The organism is Solirubrobacter ginsenosidimutans (assembly GCF_027587205.1).
Genome location: NZ_JAPDOD010000002.1, coordinates 129,582 through 144,267 on the forward strand (window position 1 = coordinate 129,582; position 14,686 = coordinate 144,267).

Here is a 14,686-nt window from a genome sequence, read left to right on the forward strand (position 1 = left end):
GTGCGCTGTTCGGGCTGGCCGGCCGTGTCGCCCTCGTCACCGGCGCCCGCCAGGGCGTCGGGCGGTCGATCGCGACCGCGCTGGCCGAGGCGGGCGCCGAGGTCATCGGGACCAGCCGCGAGGCGGGGGACGGGTTGCGCGCGCTCGATGTCGCCGATCCTCAGCAGATCGACGCGCTCATGGCCGAGATCGGCCGGCTCGACATCCTGGTCAACAACGCCGGGCTGTCGATCCGCCGGCCGGCGGGCGAGTACGCCGTCGACGAGTGGGACGCGGTGCTCGACGTCAACCTGCGCGGGCCGTTCCTGATGGCCCGGGCGGCGGCCGCGCGGATGCCCGGCGGCGGGCGGATCATCAACCTGTCCTCGACCTACGCCCGCGCGACCGTGACCGAGCGCGCGCCCTACGCGGCGAGCAAGGCGGGGCTCGAGCACCTCACCCGCGTGCTCGCCTTGGAGTGGGCGCCGCGCGGGATCCTCGTCAATGCGGTCGCCCCCGGGCTGACCGACACCGAGACGCGGGCGGCGGTGCTCGCCGACCCCGAGCAGGCGGCGCGGCGCGCCGCGGAGATCCCGCTGGGGCGGATCGGCGAGGCGGACGACGTCGCCGGCGCCGTGCTCCTGCTGGCGAGCGAGGCGGGGCGCTTCATCACCGGCCAGACGATCGTCGTCGACGGGGGGTACACGCTGTGACCGTGGTCTGCGCGATCGACCATCGCTTCGAGGACCTGACCCTGGAGCGCGGGACGCTCGGCGCCGGCGTCGAGGTGCGCGACGCGCGCGGTCTGGGACTGGACGCGTGCGCGGACGCCGACGGGATCCTCGTGGGCGCGCGGCTGCGGCTCGACGCGGCTGCGCTCGCCGCGTTGCCGCGCTGCCGCGCGATCGTGCGCTACGGCGTCGGGGTCGACAACGTCGACGTCGAGGCCGCCGCCGCGGCCGGCATCTGGGTCGCGTTCGTCCCCGATTACTGCATCGAGGAGGTCGCCGACCACGCGCTCGCGATGCTGCTGGCGCTCAATCGGCGGCTCGTGGCGCTGGACGCGACGGTGCGCGAAGGATCATGGGGCGTGCCCGCCGGGCTCCCGGTGCATCGGCTCTCGGAGTGCACCCTCGGCGTCGTCGGCTTCGGCCGGATCGGCGAGGCGCTCGGCCGCCGCGGCGCGGCGCTGGGCATGACCGTGCTCGCCGCCGACCCCGTCCGCCCGGCCGCGGAGATCGTGGCCGCGGGAGCCGAGCCGGTCGCCCTGGACGAGCTCGTCGCCCGCGCTGACTACGTCTCGCTGCACGCGCCGCCCGCGCGCGACGGCGGCGCCGTCTTGAGCGCCGAGCGGATCGCGACGATGAAGCCCGGCGCCTGCGTCGTCAACGTCGCCCGCGGCGGGCTGGTGGACGAGCCGGCGCTGATCGCGGCGCTCGCGTCGGGCGCGCTCGGCGGCGCGGCCCTGGACGTCGCCGCGGCCGAGCCGCTGACGCCGCCGAACCCGCTGCTCGAGGCGCCGAACGTGCTCGTCTCGCCACACGCGGCGTGGTACTCGATCGAGGCGGTTCGCGAGCTGCGGACCAAGGCTGCGGCCGAGGTGGGGCGGGTGCTGGCGGGTGGCGAGCCGCGGTTCGCCGCCAACCGCCCGGTGGCCTGATGGCGTTCGCGCTGATGGTGCGCTGGGAGGTCCGCCCCGGCGACGCGGCCGAGCTCGAGGCGATCTTCCGCGAGCACCAGGAGCACTCGCGCGCGGAGCCGGGCTGCCTGGCCTGGATCGCGCATCGCGGTGAGACGCTCGGGAGCTTCCTGCTCTACGAGCAGTTCATCGACCGCGCGGCGTTCGACGCGCACCGCGCGACCCCGCACTTTCAGCGGCTCATCGTCGACTGCGGCCTGCCGCTGCTCATCCGCGAGCGCGAGATCACGTTCGCCGAGACGCTGTGATCTTCGACGCGCACTTCCACGTCATCGACCGCCGTTTCCCGATCACGGCCGGACCGGAGTTCGAGCCGCACTCGTTCACGGTCGAGGACTACCGCGCGCGGATCGACGCCGCCGGCGGCGTCGTCGTGACGGGAGCGTTCCAGGGCTTCGATCGCAGCTACCTGCCGGATGCGCTCGAGCGGCTCGGCCCCGGATTCCTCGCCGTAGTCCAGCTCGAGACGAGCGTCAGCGACGCCGAGTTGCGCGAGCTCAGCGCGCTCGGCGTCCGCGGGCTGCGCTTCAACGTGCGCCGCGGCACGCAGTCGCTCGACGAGCTGGTGGCGCTCGGCCAGCGGGTGGCGGCGCTGGTGGACTGGCACGTCGAGCTGCACGTCGACGCGGCGGCTGGACTCCCGGTCGCGCAGCTCGAGGGCCTGCGCGTCTCGGTCGACCATCTCGGGATCTCCGCCGCCGGGTTGCCGGCGCTGCTGCGCGCCGTCGACCAGGGTTGGAAGGTCAAGGCCAGCGGATTCGGGCGGACCGACCACGACGTGCCGGCGGCGCTGCGGGCGATCGACGCCGTCGATCCCACCGCGCTGCTGTTCGGTTCCGATCTCCCCTCGACACGCAACCCGCCGCGCGGCCCGTTCACGGACGCCGACGTGCAGTTGATCCGCCACACGCTGCCGGGCGCGGAGCGCGTCCTGCACGCCAACGCCCGCGCGTTCTACCGCGCCTGAGCGAGCACGCGCCGGGCCATCTCGCCCATCGCGATGTCCACCATCAACCCGTCGACCGTGGTCGCGCCGAGCCCCTGCGCCTCGGCCTCTTCGAGCGCCCGCAGGACGCGCCGGTGGAAGTCCAGCTCGTCGTCGGTGGGCGCGAAGATCTCGTTCGTCGGCCCGATCTGGCTCGGGTGGCTGAGCTTCTTGCCGCGGTAGCCGAGCGTGCGGGCGAGCTTCGCCGAGGCGATGAACCCGTCGAGGTCGCGCACGCCGCTGTAGATCCCGTCGATCGGGTTCGGCAGCTTCGCCGCGCGCGCCGCGAGCAGGACGTGCGAGCGGACGTGCAGTGTCGCGATCTCGTCGCGCGTATGGACGTAGCCGAGGTCGGCGTGCAGATCCCCGTTCTCCGCCACCGCCGGCATCACGGACACGACACGGGGGGACGCGCTGAGCAGCTCGAACGCCCGCAGGACCGCGAGCGCGGACTCGATCGAGACGATGATCTCGACCGTTCCCGGCGCGACGCCGGCCGCCGCTTCGGCGTCGCCGAGCAGTTCGTCGAGGCGCTGCACGGCCTCGGGCGATTCCGCCTTCGGGAGCTGCACGCCGGCGAGCCGCGGCGCCACGATCGCCTGCACGTCGGTGGCGACGGCGTCGTGGTTGACCCGCGCGTAGAGCAGCGGCGCGTCCTCGGGCGCATCCTCCAGCAGCGCCCGCATCGCCCGCCGTGCCGCCGGCTTGAACTCCGGCGGCACGGAGTCCTCGAGGTCGACGACGATCGCGTCGGCCTCGGAGGACAGGGCGCTCTCGAGCATCCGGGGCCGGTGCCCCGGCGTGCTCAAGAGACTGCGGACGTTTCTCATGCACCCGCCTGCTGCAGGTACGAGAGCGTCGCGTACTTCGACGGGTCGTCCGTCGCCGTCGGCGCGACCGACTTCTTGGCGAGCCCGATGCCCGTGGTCAGGTCGGTGTCCGTGAGGTCGGCCGACAGCACCTGGTTGGAACCGAGGAAGCTGTCGTAGGTCGCCTGCGCGGCGTCGGGCTTCAGCCCCACGGGCTTGTCGGTGAGCAGCTTGAGCGCCGCCGCCTTGTTCGCCGGGTCATACAGCCACGCGACCGCCTGCTTGTAGGCCTTCAGGAACCGCACCACGACGTCCTGATGCGAGGAGGCCCAATCGGCGCGCGCTCCGGCATTGAGGAAGTTGAAGTTCGCGCCCGCGGCCTTGTCGGCGCCGCCGAGGACCACGAAGCCCTGGTTCTTGAGGTCCGTCGTCCAGGGCTCGGTCATCATCGCGCCCTTGATCTGCTTGGCCTGCAGCGCCGCCTCGCGCTGCGGGAACGTGCCGACCGAGACCATCTTGAAGTCGCGCGCGCCGAGGCCGTTCTGCTCCAGGAAGAGCTTCGCGTAGAGCGCGTCGGACGAGGTGAGGTTGGTCGCCCCGATCGTCGCGTCCTTGAGCTGCGAGCCCGACGACGTGCCCTTGGGTGCCACGAACTGCAGCGCCGACACCCGCTGGATGCCGCCCACGAGCGTGATGTTCGCGCCCTTGGAGATCGCCGCGACCGCCGAGTCCGTCGCCACCGCGAACATGTCCAGGGACCCGCCCTCGGCCGCCGAGACGATGTTCGGCGAGCTCGGGATGATCTGGATCTTCAGGTCGATGTCGGCCTTGTCGAAGAACCCTTCCTTCTGGCCGGCGTACAGGCCCCAGTACGCGCCCGAGTACACCGCCTGGCCCCAGCGGATCACGTCCTTCTTGGCCGCCGGCGTGCTCGCCGTGCTCGCGCTGCCGTTGCTCGAGGTGCTGTTGTCGTCGCCTCCGCAGGCCGTCAGCAGCATGCTCGCGACGATGACGGGCGCGGCGACCGCTCCCAGCCTCCAGTTGTGCCTCATCCGCTCCTCCTAGGAGATCGTCAACACGTCCCCGACGCGGTGCTTGTCCACCCGTCCGGGATCGAGATCCACGCCGAGGCCGGGGCCGGCGGGGAGCGTCAGACGCCCTCCGGCGATCTCGAGCGGTTCGGCGAGCAGGCCGTCGGTGAGCAGGGTGTGCACCCCGAGCTCCGACGGGTACGTCATCGCCGCGAACGCCGCGGCGAGGTGCGCGCTGGCCGCCGTGGCGACGCCCAGCTCGCGGTGGCTCCCGACCAGGCACGGGACCTCGGCCGCATCGGCCAGCCCGACCAGCTTCTTGCTCAGCGTGATGCCGGTGCGCGGGCTGCGGACGCTGAACGCGCCCGCGGTGCCGAGGCCGATCTCGCGCACGGCGTCGGGCAGGCCCTGGATGCTCTCGTCCAGCAGCAGCGGGACCTGCCCGGTCTGCGCGATCCGTGCGCGACCCAACGTGTTGGCGCCCGAGACCGGTTCCTCGAGCAGGTCGACGCCGATCCGCGCGAACGCGGCCGCCGCCTTGAGGGCGTCGCTCGTTCCGTAGCCCTGGTTGGCGTCGACGTAGAGCAGGAGCTCGTCGCCGATCGCCTCGCGGACGCGCTCGACCGCACGGACGTCGCGCCGCAGTCCCTTGCCGACCTTCAGCTTCACGCCCGCGTAGCCGGTGTCGACGGCGCGGCGCGCCTGGTCGAGCACCTCCTCGTCGGAGGCGATCGCGATCGGCATGGTCAGCGGCAGCGGCTCGTTCGCGTAGCCGCCGAGGAGCTTGTAGAGCGGGAGGTTCGCCGCGCGCCCCTGCAGGTCGTGGCAGGCCATGTCGAGCGCGGCCTTCGCGGTCGTGTTGCCGATCACGCGCACCCACCGCTCCCACATCCGCTCGACGTCGAGCGCCTCGGCGCCGAGGATCGGCGGGACGAGCAAGTCGCGCAGCGCCGCTCGGATCGAGTCGACCGTCTCGCCGTAGACCGACGGGCGCGGGACGGCTTCGCCGATGCCGGTCAAGCCCTCGTCGGTGTGCAGTGCGACGAGGACGTGGCGCGCTTCGGTGAGCACGAGGCCCGCGGTCACGATCGCCCCGACCTCGGGCTTGTAGGGGACCGCGACGACCGTCACGTCGACCGAGGTGATCTTCACGAGACCTCGATCCCCAGCCAGCTCAGGACCGCCTCGTCGTGCTCGCCGAGCTCCGGCCCGGCGTGGCGGATCGCCCCGGGCGTGAGCGAGAACTTCGGGATCACGCCCGGCATCAGCACGCCGCCGAGCTCGAGCAGGCTCTCGCGCTCGCGCAGGTGCTCGTCCGCGGCGACCTCCTTCATGGTGTTCACCGGGCCGATCGGGACGTCGTTGGCGGCCATGATCGAGACGACGTCGTCGAAGTCGTGGCGGTCGAACCAGGCCTGCACGATGTCGTTGACCTCATCGACGCGCTGCGTGCGCGCGGCGTTGGTGGCGAACCGCGGATCGTCGAGCAGGTCCTCGCGGCCGATCGCCTTCGCGAGCCGGACGAAGACCGTCTGCGTCGCGGAGCTGTGGAAGACGTAGCGGTCGTCGCGGGTCCGGTAGACGTCGGACGGCGCGACGTTGACGTAGCGGTTCCCCGCCCGTGTCGGGACGTCGCCGGTCGCGCCGTAGCGCGTGATCAGCGCGTCCAGCAGCCGGATCATCGTCTCGTAGAGGGAGACGTCGATCTGCTGGCCGTCGCCGGACTTGTCGCGGTGCACGAGCGCCATCGACGTCGCCATCGCGGCGTTCATGCCGGCGATGTAGTCGACGAGCGGGACGCCGATCTGGGTGGGCGGGCCGTTCGGGTCGCCGGTGCTGTTCATCAGACCGCTGACCGCCTCCAGCACCCGCCCGAACCCGGGCATGTGGCGCTTAGGCCCGGTCTGGCCGTAGCCCGTGATGCTGACCATGATCAGCCCGGGGTTGGCCTCGCTCAGGCGCTCGTAGTCCAAGCCCCAACGACTGACCGTGCCCGGGCGGAAGTTCTCCACCACGACGTCCGCGGTGCTCGCCAACTCCCGGATCCGCTGCTGGTCGCGCTCGTCGTGCAGGTCGGCGGTGATCGAGCGCTTCCCGCGCCCCACCACCGCCCAGCGCAGCGACCGTCCGTCCTTGAACGGACCCATCTGCCGCAGGCTGTCGCCGCGGCCCGGCAGCTCGACGTGGATGACGTCCGCGCCGAAGTCGGCCATCAGCGACGTCATGTGCCCCGCGGCGAGCATCGTCGCGATGTCGAGCACGCGGACGCCGGTGAGCGGTCCGCGTGGTTGCTCGGCCATTCAGCTCCTCCTCCGTCGGCCTGGTTCGGAGATAACATATATTATATAGCTCGAGACGGCAAGTCGGAGGAGGATTCAGACGATGCGACTGGCGTCGTGCGTGCAGGCGGGTGCGGCGTTCGCGGCCGTGATCGAGGGCGAGCGCGCGGTCGCGCTGGCGGGTGTGGACGAGCTCGGGCCGGCGACGCTGCCGGCGGCGGGCGGGAGCGTTCGCGGCGAGGCGTTCGCGCTCGGCGACGTGCAGCTGCGGCCGGTGATCCCGTCGCCGCGGAAGGTCATCTGCGTCGGGCTCAACTTCCGCCCGCACGTCTCCGAGACGGCGCGCGAGCTGCCGTCCTATCCGGTGCTCTTCACGAAGTTCGCCCTGAGCCTGTGCGGGCCGTACGCGGCGATCGCGCTGCCGCGCGAGTCATCCCAGGTCGACTGGGAGGGCGAGGTCGCGGTGGTGATCGGCAAGCCGGGCCGGCGCATCCCGCGCGCGGACGCGCTCGAGCACGTCGCGGGCTACACGCTCGCCAACGACGTGTCGATGCGCGACTACCAGCGCAAGTCGCCGCAGTGGCTGCAGGGCAAGTGCTGGGAGGCGACGACGCCGCTCGGCCCGTGGCTGGTCACCGCGGACGAGGTGCCCGATCCGAGCGCGCTGGTGCTCCGGACGACGCTCAACGGGGAGACGGTCCAGGAGGCGTCGCTGTCGACCCTGATCTTCGACATCCCGACGCTGATCAGCACGATCTCCGAGGCGGTGACGCTCGAGCCGGGCGACGTGATCCTCACCGGGACGCCGGGAGGCGTGGGCATGGCCCGCACGCCGCCGCGGTACCTGGCGCCGGGTGACGTCGTCGGCGTCGAGGCCGAGGGCCTGGGACGGCTCGAGAACGTCTTCGTGTGAACCCGATCCCGGGGCCCGCCACTGGCGCGGCAGGCCCCGGGGAAGCGGTTACGGCGTCGTCGTCGACAGCGTGAACGTCAGCGTCTTGCTGTACGTCCCGGTGCGCAGCGCGTCGGTCGCACCGATGTGCTGCTTGAAGCCGATCGTGACGGCTTCATTGGCGGTCGGACCCGTCCACGTGGACTTCGAGAACGAGACCTCCAGCGCGGACGGCAGCGAGAACGTGCCGTTGGTCAGGTGACCGGGGTCCGAGACGCTGAGCGCCGCGTCGCCGGCCGAGGAGATGACGTTGGCGGTCGTGGAGGCGGTGTAGTCCTTCGCCACGCCCGGCGTGAACGCCTCGAACGTCGCCGGGCCGCCGACCGTCAGCGACAGCGTCGCGGGGACGGTGCCGCCGGCCGGAGCCGTGACGTCGGTGCCGTAGTCCGAGCAGCCGCCGTTGGCGTCATAGAACCCGCCGCCGGCCAGGCCCGGGCCCGTGATCGACGGCTTGTTGCCGGCCGCCGGGGAGCCCGTGTACGGGGTGTCGAACCACTGCTTGAAGAACGCGTCGAGCTTGTTCGAGCAGCCGATCGACTGGTTGGGCATGTACTTGTGGAACTCCTTCTCGAGGTTCTCCTCGGTCATCGAGCCACCGCGGTACGCCGTCTGGATGTAGTGCAGGACCGCGTTGTAGTTGTCCTTGCCGAGGATCGCGCGCAGGGCGAGGTACGCGGTGCCCGGGCGCACGTAGGCGTTGGAGTTGCCGTTCATCGTCACCGACGTCGACTTCGACGGCGCGACGTTCCAGAACGACGTCGACGTCGAGTTGTAGTTGGTCGCAAAGCGGGCGACGAGGCTCGCCTCGAACGCGGCGTCACCGGCCGCGGTGCCCTGGCCGCCGGCGGCGTTGGCGGCGATCAGCGCGGTGTTGAAGTACTGCGCGGTCGTCGCCTGGCCCTCCTTGTACCACATCAACTCGGGCGCGCCTTCGGCGACGTTGTCGCCCCACCACTGGTGGTAGTTCTCGTGCGCGAACGTGCCGACGTCCGGGGTGGTCCCGTTGCCGCCGATCGTGCCGCCGACGAAGACGATCTTCGTCTGCATCTCCTCCTCGAAGCTGGCGCGCGGGAGGGCGACGACGATGCCGTTGGAGTTGAACGGGAACGGTCCGCTGAACTGCTCCTGGAAGTGCGTGATGGCTTCCTGCTGGTCCATCGCGTTCTTGTTGAGGACCTTGCGGGCCGCGGCGATGGCCGAATCCTGCGCCTCGAAGTACACGACGTCATTGGCGCCGGTGCGGAACGAGTAGTCGAAGTTGCCGACGCTGTTCTCGACCAGGTAGTTCGCGATCGGCTCGGAGGACTTCCAGTGGTAGCTGCTCGAGCCGGCCGGGAAGTTCGCGTCCGGCGCGTTGTCGCCGGAGGTGACGAGGCGGCCGGGGCCGATCGCCAGCTTGCCCTTGGTGACCGTGTCGTAGATGTCGTAGGTCGGCTTGACCGACGGGTGGTTGTTGAGCGGCATCCAGGCCTCGGTGCCGGTGGGCTCGGACGTGACCATCGCGCCCTCGCCGCCGACCGTGGCGTTGCGGAACCAGCCCTCGGTCCCGGTCGGCGACGGGCGGACGCCCGGGCGGCCGGTGTAGTTGACCGTGACGCTGAAGTCGGTGCCGCTGGGGATCGGCGCCGACGGCGTGATCACGAGCTTGGTGGCGCCGCAGGGGATGTTCTGCGCCGCGGCCGCCGAGGACGTCGGCGCGCAGGCCGGCGGGTTCGGGTTGTCGGCGTTGATCGGCTGGACGAGGCCGGTGCGGTGCGCCAGCGGGTCGGGATCGTCCTGGCCGTTGGGATCGCCCGGGTAGGTCGGCTGCACGAACTTGAACGTGGCCGGCTGGCCGTTGACCGTGATCGACCCCACCGTCATCTCCGGGCCAGAAGTGCTGGTGCCGTCAGAGAGCGAGTTGTGGCGATCGAAGTCGAGGCTGAAGGTGCTCAGGCACTGCGTCGAGCGCTGCTGCAGGTCGACGTGCGTGCCCGGCAGGAACAGGTTCGTCATCGCGTCGTAGTTGATGAAGACGTCGCTGTGAAGGCTGGCGTAGCCGGTGTTGCCGATCTCGGGGTACACGCGCTCGCCGGGCTTGGCGAGGGTGTAGCCACCCGGGGTGCAGGTCTCGGCCTGGGCGGCCTTGGCGCCCGTGGACCGCTCCGGCAGCCGCACGGCCGAGCCGCGGACCGGCGTGCCGCCGTCGATGCGGACGTCCTTCTCGGAGCTGGCGCAGCCGAGGTCACCGGCGCCGGTGCCGGACGGCGTGCACGCGGCGAGGTAGTAGTTGCCGCGGCTCAGGCCACCCGGGACCTTGACCGCCACCGAGTAGTCCGCCGTGGCGTTGGCGGGCACCGCGACCGCGGTGTGACCCACGAACTTGGCGGGGGCGCCCGTGCGCTGGATGCGCACCGTGACCTTCGCGTTGACCGCGTGGGCGCTGCGGTTGACGACTTGACCGTGCAGCGTCCCGGCCTTCGCGCCGGACTTCAGCGAGCTGAGCGACCCGACGGTCACTCCAGGCGAGGCCAGCGCTGGACTTGCGGCCAGCCCCGCCAGTGCTACCGAAACGAGTGCGACGCCTCCGGCGCGCACCTTCGAATGCTTCATAGACCCCTCCGTAGACCCGTCGCGGGCATGGCGCCCTTGACCACAAACGGGCGCCAGCCTCGCAGAATGGGGCGGAGAGTCAATGAGATTGGGCGAGGAGACTCATAAACACCGATCGCTATTGGGGTGTATGGGTGTCTCGCCCGGTGCGGGCTAGTTGATGCGCGGCGCGCCGGACGTGTCCGTCATGCCCGGGATCAGCATCGAGGCCGAGTTGGTCACCTGGTTCCAGGCGCCGAACACCGTCGCGCCCGGAGCGCCCGTGGTGGTCTGCTTGACGAACGTCTGCTTGACCGCGCCGTAGGTGAACACGAGCTTCTCGGTCAGGCCGTCGTCGCCGGCGCCGGTCTGCGTCTGCGAGGTCACGAAGACGGGCTGGAAGCTGTAGCGCATGTAGATCTGCGAGCCCGTGGGGCCGGCCTTGCGGGCCACCAGCTCCATGCCACCGAGCGACGCGCCCTGGCCGAGCTTCTGGAAGAGCACGGGGCTCGTCGAGTCGACGGGCTTCTCGATGGTGAGCTCGTTCAGCGACGCCTTGCCCACACCCGCCCCGCCGCTCGTCGAACCGATCGTCACCTTGTTCTCGGCGCCCCACTCGAACGCGTTCACCTTGATCACGCCCTGAGTCGCGCCGGTCGTCGCCTCGCCCGTGATGCCGTCGATCTTGAGGAAGTAGTCGTCCGCGGCGCTGGCCATCGGAGCGACCACGAGCGTGGCGGCGATGGAAGCGGCGGTGGCGGCGAAGGTGATCAGACGTGACTTGCGCATTTGGATTCCTCGTTCCTCGGGTGTCGCACTTGACGAGGCGCAGCTCATCAAAGGCCGCTGACCATCTGCGGACGGATCGCTGACGGGGTTCGTCAGCGAGCGAGCTGGGCGGCCGCGGAGGTCCGCGCGGAGCCGCTGGAACGGGCGATCGCCTGGTCCGGGGAGAGCCGCCGGCCCTCGCCGTAGTAGGCCGCGAACGCGTCGGCGCCGAGTGCGCCCTGTGTCGCCGCCAGCGCGCGATCCTGGATCGCTGAGACGGACTCCCACGGGGGCGCGCCGATGCGCTCGTGCAGTGCCGCCGACGCGCCCGCCAGGCGGGCGGCGTCGACGTGCCGTCCGTCGAGCGCGGCCTGCGCCGAGAGGCCGGCGAGCGCCTCGGCGACGTTGAACTGGTCGCCGACGTGCCCGGCCAGCGAGAGGCAGTCGAGGAACCCGTGCCGCGCCGGCTCGCCGCTGCCGCGCGCCAGGTCCAGCCACGCGTTGTCGATCATCGGCTCGACCAGCTGACGGTCGTCGCCGAGGCGGCGGCGCAGCGCGACCGCCTCGCCGAGGCGCAGCTCCGAGCGCTCCAGGCGTCCGTGGACCATGTCGTAGAACCCCTGCTCGGCGAGCGCGGCGGCGACGCCGTACGGGTCGTCGGCCTCGCGATAGAGCGCGAGCGCCTCGTCGGCGAGCTCGCCGGCCCGCTGCCAGTCGTGCGAGCGCTCGCAGGCGCCCGCCGCGGCCAGCAACGCGTCGGCGAGGAGCCCGGGCGTGCCGATGCGCCTGGCGATCGCGACCGCGCCTTCGCAGCGCTCGGTCGCGGAAGCGGCGGCGGTCAGGACCGCACAGCGCCCCAGCGCGGTCAGCACGGCGGCCTCGAGCCGCTCGTCGGCCAGCTCGCGAGCCGCGGCGAGCGCCGCTGCGAGCGCGGTCTCCGCCGCCGTGAAGCGCGCCTGCGAGAGCGCCAGCTCCCCGTCGAAGTAGAGCGCGGTGGTGCGCAGGGCGCTGGGCTCCGGGCCGACCGCCGCGAGCGCGCGCTCGAGCCAGCCGCGCACCTCGTGGGCGTGCGCGTCCCAGGGCAGCGCGCGGGCGAAGGCGGTCGCGATCCGCAGCGCGTCCTCCGCCGCGCCGGCTCCCAGCAGGCGCTCGAACGCCACGCGCAGGTTTCCGCGCTCCGCCGCCAGCCGGCTCAGCCACACCCGGCGGTCCGCGAGCGTCGCCCGCTCCGCCGCGCGTTCGGCGTACTCGAGGAAGTAGGCCGCATGCCGCTGCCGGAGACCCTCGTCGGGCCCGAGCTGCTCGGCGGCGAATTCGCGCACCGTGTCGAGCATCGAGAGGCGCGGCTGCCCGTCCGCGCTCGCATCCAGGACCATCAGCGAGCTCCTGGCCATGATCCCGGCCAGCAGCAGCTCGGCGGGCGGCTCGTCCGGCTCGGTGCAGATCGCGTGGAAGGCCTCGAGCGAGGCCCCACCCTCGAACACGCCCAGGCGCCCGAGCAGCCGGCGCTGGGGCGGCGTGAGCGCTTCCCAGGACCACTCCAGCGTCACCCGCAGCGACTGCTGGCGGGCGGGCAGGTCGCGCGGCCCGGAGCTCAGGAACTCCAGGCGCCGGTCGAGTCGCTGCAGCAGCGCCTGGAGCGGGAGCAGCCGGGCCCGGTCGGCGGCGAGCTCGATCGCCAGCGGCAGCCCGTCCAGGCGCGCGCAGATCTCCGGCACCACGTCGCCGTCCTCGCCGATCGGCGCCCACTCCGGCCGCAGCGCGCGCACCCGCGCGTTGAACAGCGCCGCCGCGTTGGAGGCCGCGAGCGGCTGCACGCGGTAGGCGTGCTCGGCGGTCAGGCGCAGCGGGGCGCGGCTGGTGGCGAGCACCGTCAGGTTCGGGGCGGCGGCGAGCACCTGCGCGACCTCGGCGGCGTCGGCGAGGAAGCGCTCGAAGCCGTCGAGCACGAGCAGGGCGCCGGCGCTGCGCGTCACGCGCGCCAGCCGCTCGCCGAGCTCCGCCGGCGTCTCGGCCACGACGCCGAGCGCCGCCGCGGCGGCGGGCGCGAGCGCGCCGGCCTCTTCCAGGTCGACGTAGGCGACGCCGCCCGGGAACCGGCCGGCGACGGCTCGCCCGGCCTCCAGCGCGAGCCGCGTCTTGCCCACGCCGCCGGTGCCGACCAGCGTCAGCAGCCGCACGTCGGCGCGCAGGAGCAGCGCGCCGATCTCCGCCAGCTCCCCCTCGCGGCCGATCGTGGCGTTCGCGGGAACGGGCAATGGAGCGTCGAGCACGTCCGCCTTCACGTCCGCGTCGAGTGCCGGATCCTGCGCGAGGATCATCGTCTCGAGCCGGCGCAGCTCCGGCCCCGGCTCGAGGCCGAGCTCCTCGACCAGCAGCCGGCGGCCGTCGCGCATGACCTCCAGCGCGTCCGCCTGGCGGCCCGCGCGGTAGAGCGCGAGCATCAGCGAGCCGCGCAGGCGTTCGCGCAGCGGGTGCTCGGCGACGAGCGAGCGCAGCTCGCCGACCAGATCGGCCGCCTGGCCGCGCGCCAGTTCGATCGTGAGCCGTTCCTCGATCGCTTCCAGGCGCAGCTCCTCGAGGCGCGCGATCTCGCCCTGGGCGAACTCGTCGAAGCGGTGATCGGCCAGCGCCGGGCCTCGCCACAGCGCGAGCGCGGCGGCGAGCTCATCGGCCGACTGCTCGGCCCGCGCGCGGTCGAGCAGCCGCTCGAAGCGGCGGCTGTCGATCGCCTCGCGCTCGATCTCCAGCGCGTAGCCGGCCGCGCGCCGGCGCACGGGGAGCTGGTCGCCGAGCCGCGCTCGCAGACGTGAGACCTGCTTCTGCAGCGCCTGATCGCGGCCGTCGGGCACCGCGTCGGCCCAGACGGCCTCCACGAGCGCGTCGACCGAGACGATCTCCGGCGCCCGCAGCGCGAGCGCGGCAAAGAGCCGGCGCTGCTTGACGCCCTCGAACTCCACGCGACCGGCTGGGACCACGACCTCCAGCGGGCCCAGCAGCCTGACCTCGATTCCCGGTGTCATTTCCCTCTCTTGCGCACCGTATCCGGGACGCAGAGGCGGCGCGAAATGACGGGATTCCAGCAATATGGGCCAATCTGGATCGTTTCCAGATTCTGTGGCACACTCCCGGCCGTGCCGGCGATCTCGGAACTCGAACGTCTGCTGCGCGGGGCCTCCCTGCGCATCACGCGCCCTCGGGTGGCCGTGCTCGCCGCGGTCTACGAGCATCCCCACGCCGATACGCACTCGATCATCGGCCTCGTGCGCGGGGAACTCGGCGAGGTGTCCCAGCAGGCCGTCTACGACGTGCTGCGCGCCCTCACCGACGCCGGTCTCGTGCGGCGCATCCACCCACCGGGCTCGGTGGCGCGGTATGAGTCGCGGGTCGGCGACAACCATCACCACGTCGTCTGCCGGTCCTGCGGGGTGATCGCCGACGTCGATTGCGCCGTCGGCCCCGCGCCCTGCTTGACCCCTTCTGATGACCACGGGTTCGTCATCGACGAGGCCGAGGTCGTCTACTCGGGCCTGTGTCCCACCTGCAGTCCCTAACTCCGTCACCTGATCCGGAAAGGTCTCCTGTGTCCGAAAGACCAAACGCCGTCGTCGGC

13 protein-coding genes are annotated in these 14,686 nt (G+C 72.1%); 6 read left to right on the forward strand and 7 right to left on the reverse strand.

What is annotated here, in order from left to right; translation table 11 throughout:
• The first annotated feature begins 14 nt into the window (after positions 1–14).
• From OM076_RS03095 to OM076_RS03110, 4 genes are read left to right on the forward strand one after another with little or no spacing between them, the layout of a single operon-like run.
• On the forward strand, positions 15–692 hold the full coding sequence (locus tag OM076_RS03095; RefSeq protein WP_270038347.1) for an SDR family NAD(P)-dependent oxidoreductase: 678 nt from the start codon (positions 15–17) through the stop codon (positions 690–692).
• Positions 689–1,639 carry a C-terminal binding protein gene (locus OM076_RS03100; protein WP_270037920.1) on the forward strand — a complete coding sequence of 317 codons (951 nt, stop codon included), beginning with the start codon at positions 689–691 and terminating at the stop codon, positions 1,637–1,639. The genes OM076_RS03095 and OM076_RS03100 overlap by 4 nt, the downstream gene beginning before the upstream one ends.
• Positions 1,639–1,926: a putative quinol monooxygenase gene (locus OM076_RS03105; protein ID WP_270037921.1), complete on the forward strand. Its 288-nt coding sequence runs from the start codon at positions 1,639–1,641 to the stop codon at positions 1,924–1,926. The genes OM076_RS03100 and OM076_RS03105 overlap by 1 nt, the downstream gene beginning before the upstream one ends.
• The gene (locus OM076_RS03110; protein ID WP_270037922.1) at positions 1,923–2,645 is read left to right on the forward strand and encodes an amidohydrolase family protein; all 723 of its coding nucleotides are present in this window, start codon (positions 1,923–1,925) and stop codon (positions 2,643–2,645) included. The genes OM076_RS03105 and OM076_RS03110 overlap by 4 nt, the downstream gene beginning before the upstream one ends.
• On the opposite strand, the gene OM076_RS03115 is transcribed toward OM076_RS03110, so the two are convergent.
• From OM076_RS03115 to OM076_RS03130, 4 genes are read right to left on the reverse strand one after another with little or no spacing between them, the layout of a single operon-like run.
• Positions 2,633–3,493, reverse strand: coding sequence for an HpcH/HpaI aldolase/citrate lyase family protein (locus OM076_RS03115; protein ID WP_270037923.1), 861 nt, complete (start codon positions 3,491–3,493; stop codon positions 2,633–2,635). The two genes, OM076_RS03110 and OM076_RS03115, sit on opposite strands and share 13 nt — an antisense overlap.
• Positions 3,490–4,524 (reverse strand): ABC transporter substrate-binding protein, encoded by a 1,035-nt coding sequence (locus OM076_RS03120; protein WP_270037924.1) that lies wholly within the window; start codon positions 4,522–4,524, stop codon positions 3,490–3,492. Before OM076_RS03120 ends, OM076_RS03115 begins: the two co-directional genes overlap by 4 nt.
• A 9-nt stretch (positions 4,525–4,533) precedes the next feature.
• Complete coding sequence (locus OM076_RS03125) at positions 4,534–5,655, reverse strand: mandelate racemase/muconate lactonizing enzyme family protein (protein ID WP_270037925.1); 1,122 nt, start codon at positions 5,653–5,655, stop codon at positions 4,534–4,536.
• Positions 5,652–6,803: a CaiB/BaiF CoA transferase family protein gene (locus tag OM076_RS03130; protein ID WP_270037926.1), complete on the reverse strand. Its 1,152-nt coding sequence runs from the start codon at positions 6,801–6,803 to the stop codon at positions 5,652–5,654. The genes OM076_RS03125 and OM076_RS03130 overlap by 4 nt, the downstream gene beginning before the upstream one ends.
• An 82-nt stretch (positions 6,804–6,885) precedes the next feature.
• On the opposite strand from OM076_RS03130, the gene OM076_RS03135 reads away from it, so the two are divergent.
• Positions 6,886–7,695, forward strand: coding sequence for a fumarylacetoacetate hydrolase family protein (locus tag OM076_RS03135; protein ID WP_270037927.1), 810 nt, complete (start codon positions 6,886–6,888; stop codon positions 7,693–7,695).
• A 48-nt stretch (positions 7,696–7,743) separates the two neighbouring features.
• On the opposite strand, the gene OM076_RS03140 is transcribed toward OM076_RS03135, so the two are convergent.
• The 3 genes from OM076_RS03140 to OM076_RS03150 form a co-directional block, all read right to left on the reverse strand.
• A complete protein-coding gene (locus OM076_RS03140) occupies positions 7,744–10,326 on the reverse strand; it encodes a M1 family aminopeptidase (RefSeq protein WP_270037928.1) in 2,583 nt (860 codons plus the stop codon).
• 153 nt (positions 10,327–10,479) lie between these two features.
• A complete protein-coding gene (locus tag OM076_RS03145) occupies positions 10,480–11,094 on the reverse strand; it encodes an Hcp family type VI secretion system effector (protein WP_270037929.1) in 615 nt (204 codons plus the stop codon).
• A 92-nt stretch (positions 11,095–11,186) separates the two neighbouring features.
• Positions 11,187–14,096 carry an AfsR/SARP family transcriptional regulator gene (locus OM076_RS03150; protein WP_270037930.1) on the reverse strand — a complete coding sequence of 970 codons (2,910 nt, stop codon included), beginning with the start codon at positions 14,094–14,096 and terminating at the stop codon, positions 11,187–11,189.
• A 111-nt stretch (positions 14,097–14,207) separates the two neighbouring features.
• Here OM076_RS03150 and OM076_RS03155 point away from each other — a divergent pair, with 111 nt between their 5' ends.
• Positions 14,208–14,627 carry a Fur family transcriptional regulator gene (locus OM076_RS03155; RefSeq protein ID WP_270037931.1) on the forward strand — a complete coding sequence of 140 codons (420 nt, stop codon included), beginning with the start codon at positions 14,208–14,210 and terminating at the stop codon, positions 14,625–14,627.
• Positions 14,628–14,686: the final 59 nt, after the last annotated feature.

Bases quoted from the DNA above. Each gene is read 5' to 3' on its own strand.
- OM076_RS03115 (WP_270037923.1), bottom strand. From the start codon at position 3,493: ATGAGAAACGTCCGCAGTCTCTTGAGCACGCCGGGGCACCGGCCCCGG.
- OM076_RS03105 (WP_270037921.1), top strand. From the start codon at position 1,639: ATGGCGTTCGCGCTGATGGTGCGCTGGGAGGTCCGCCCCGGCGACGCG.
- OM076_RS03140 (WP_270037928.1), bottom strand. From the start codon at position 10,326: ATGAAGCATTCGAAGGTGCGCGCCGGAGGCGTCGCACTCGTTTCGGTA.
- OM076_RS03130 (WP_270037926.1), bottom strand. From the start codon at position 6,803: ATGGCCGAGCAACCACGCGGACCGCTCACCGGCGTCCGCGTGCTCGAC.
- OM076_RS03120 (WP_270037924.1), bottom strand. From the start codon at position 4,524: ATGAGGCACAACTGGAGGCTGGGAGCGGTCGCCGCGCCCGTCATCGTC.
- OM076_RS03150 (WP_270037930.1), bottom strand. From the start codon at position 14,096: ATGACACCGGGAATCGAGGTCAGGCTGCTGGGCCCGCTGGAGGTCGTG.
- OM076_RS03145 (WP_270037929.1), bottom strand. From the start codon at position 11,094: ATGCGCAAGTCACGTCTGATCACCTTCGCCGCCACCGCCGCTTCCATC.
- OM076_RS03135 (WP_270037927.1), top strand. From the start codon at position 6,886: ATGCGACTGGCGTCGTGCGTGCAGGCGGGTGCGGCGTTCGCGGCCGTG.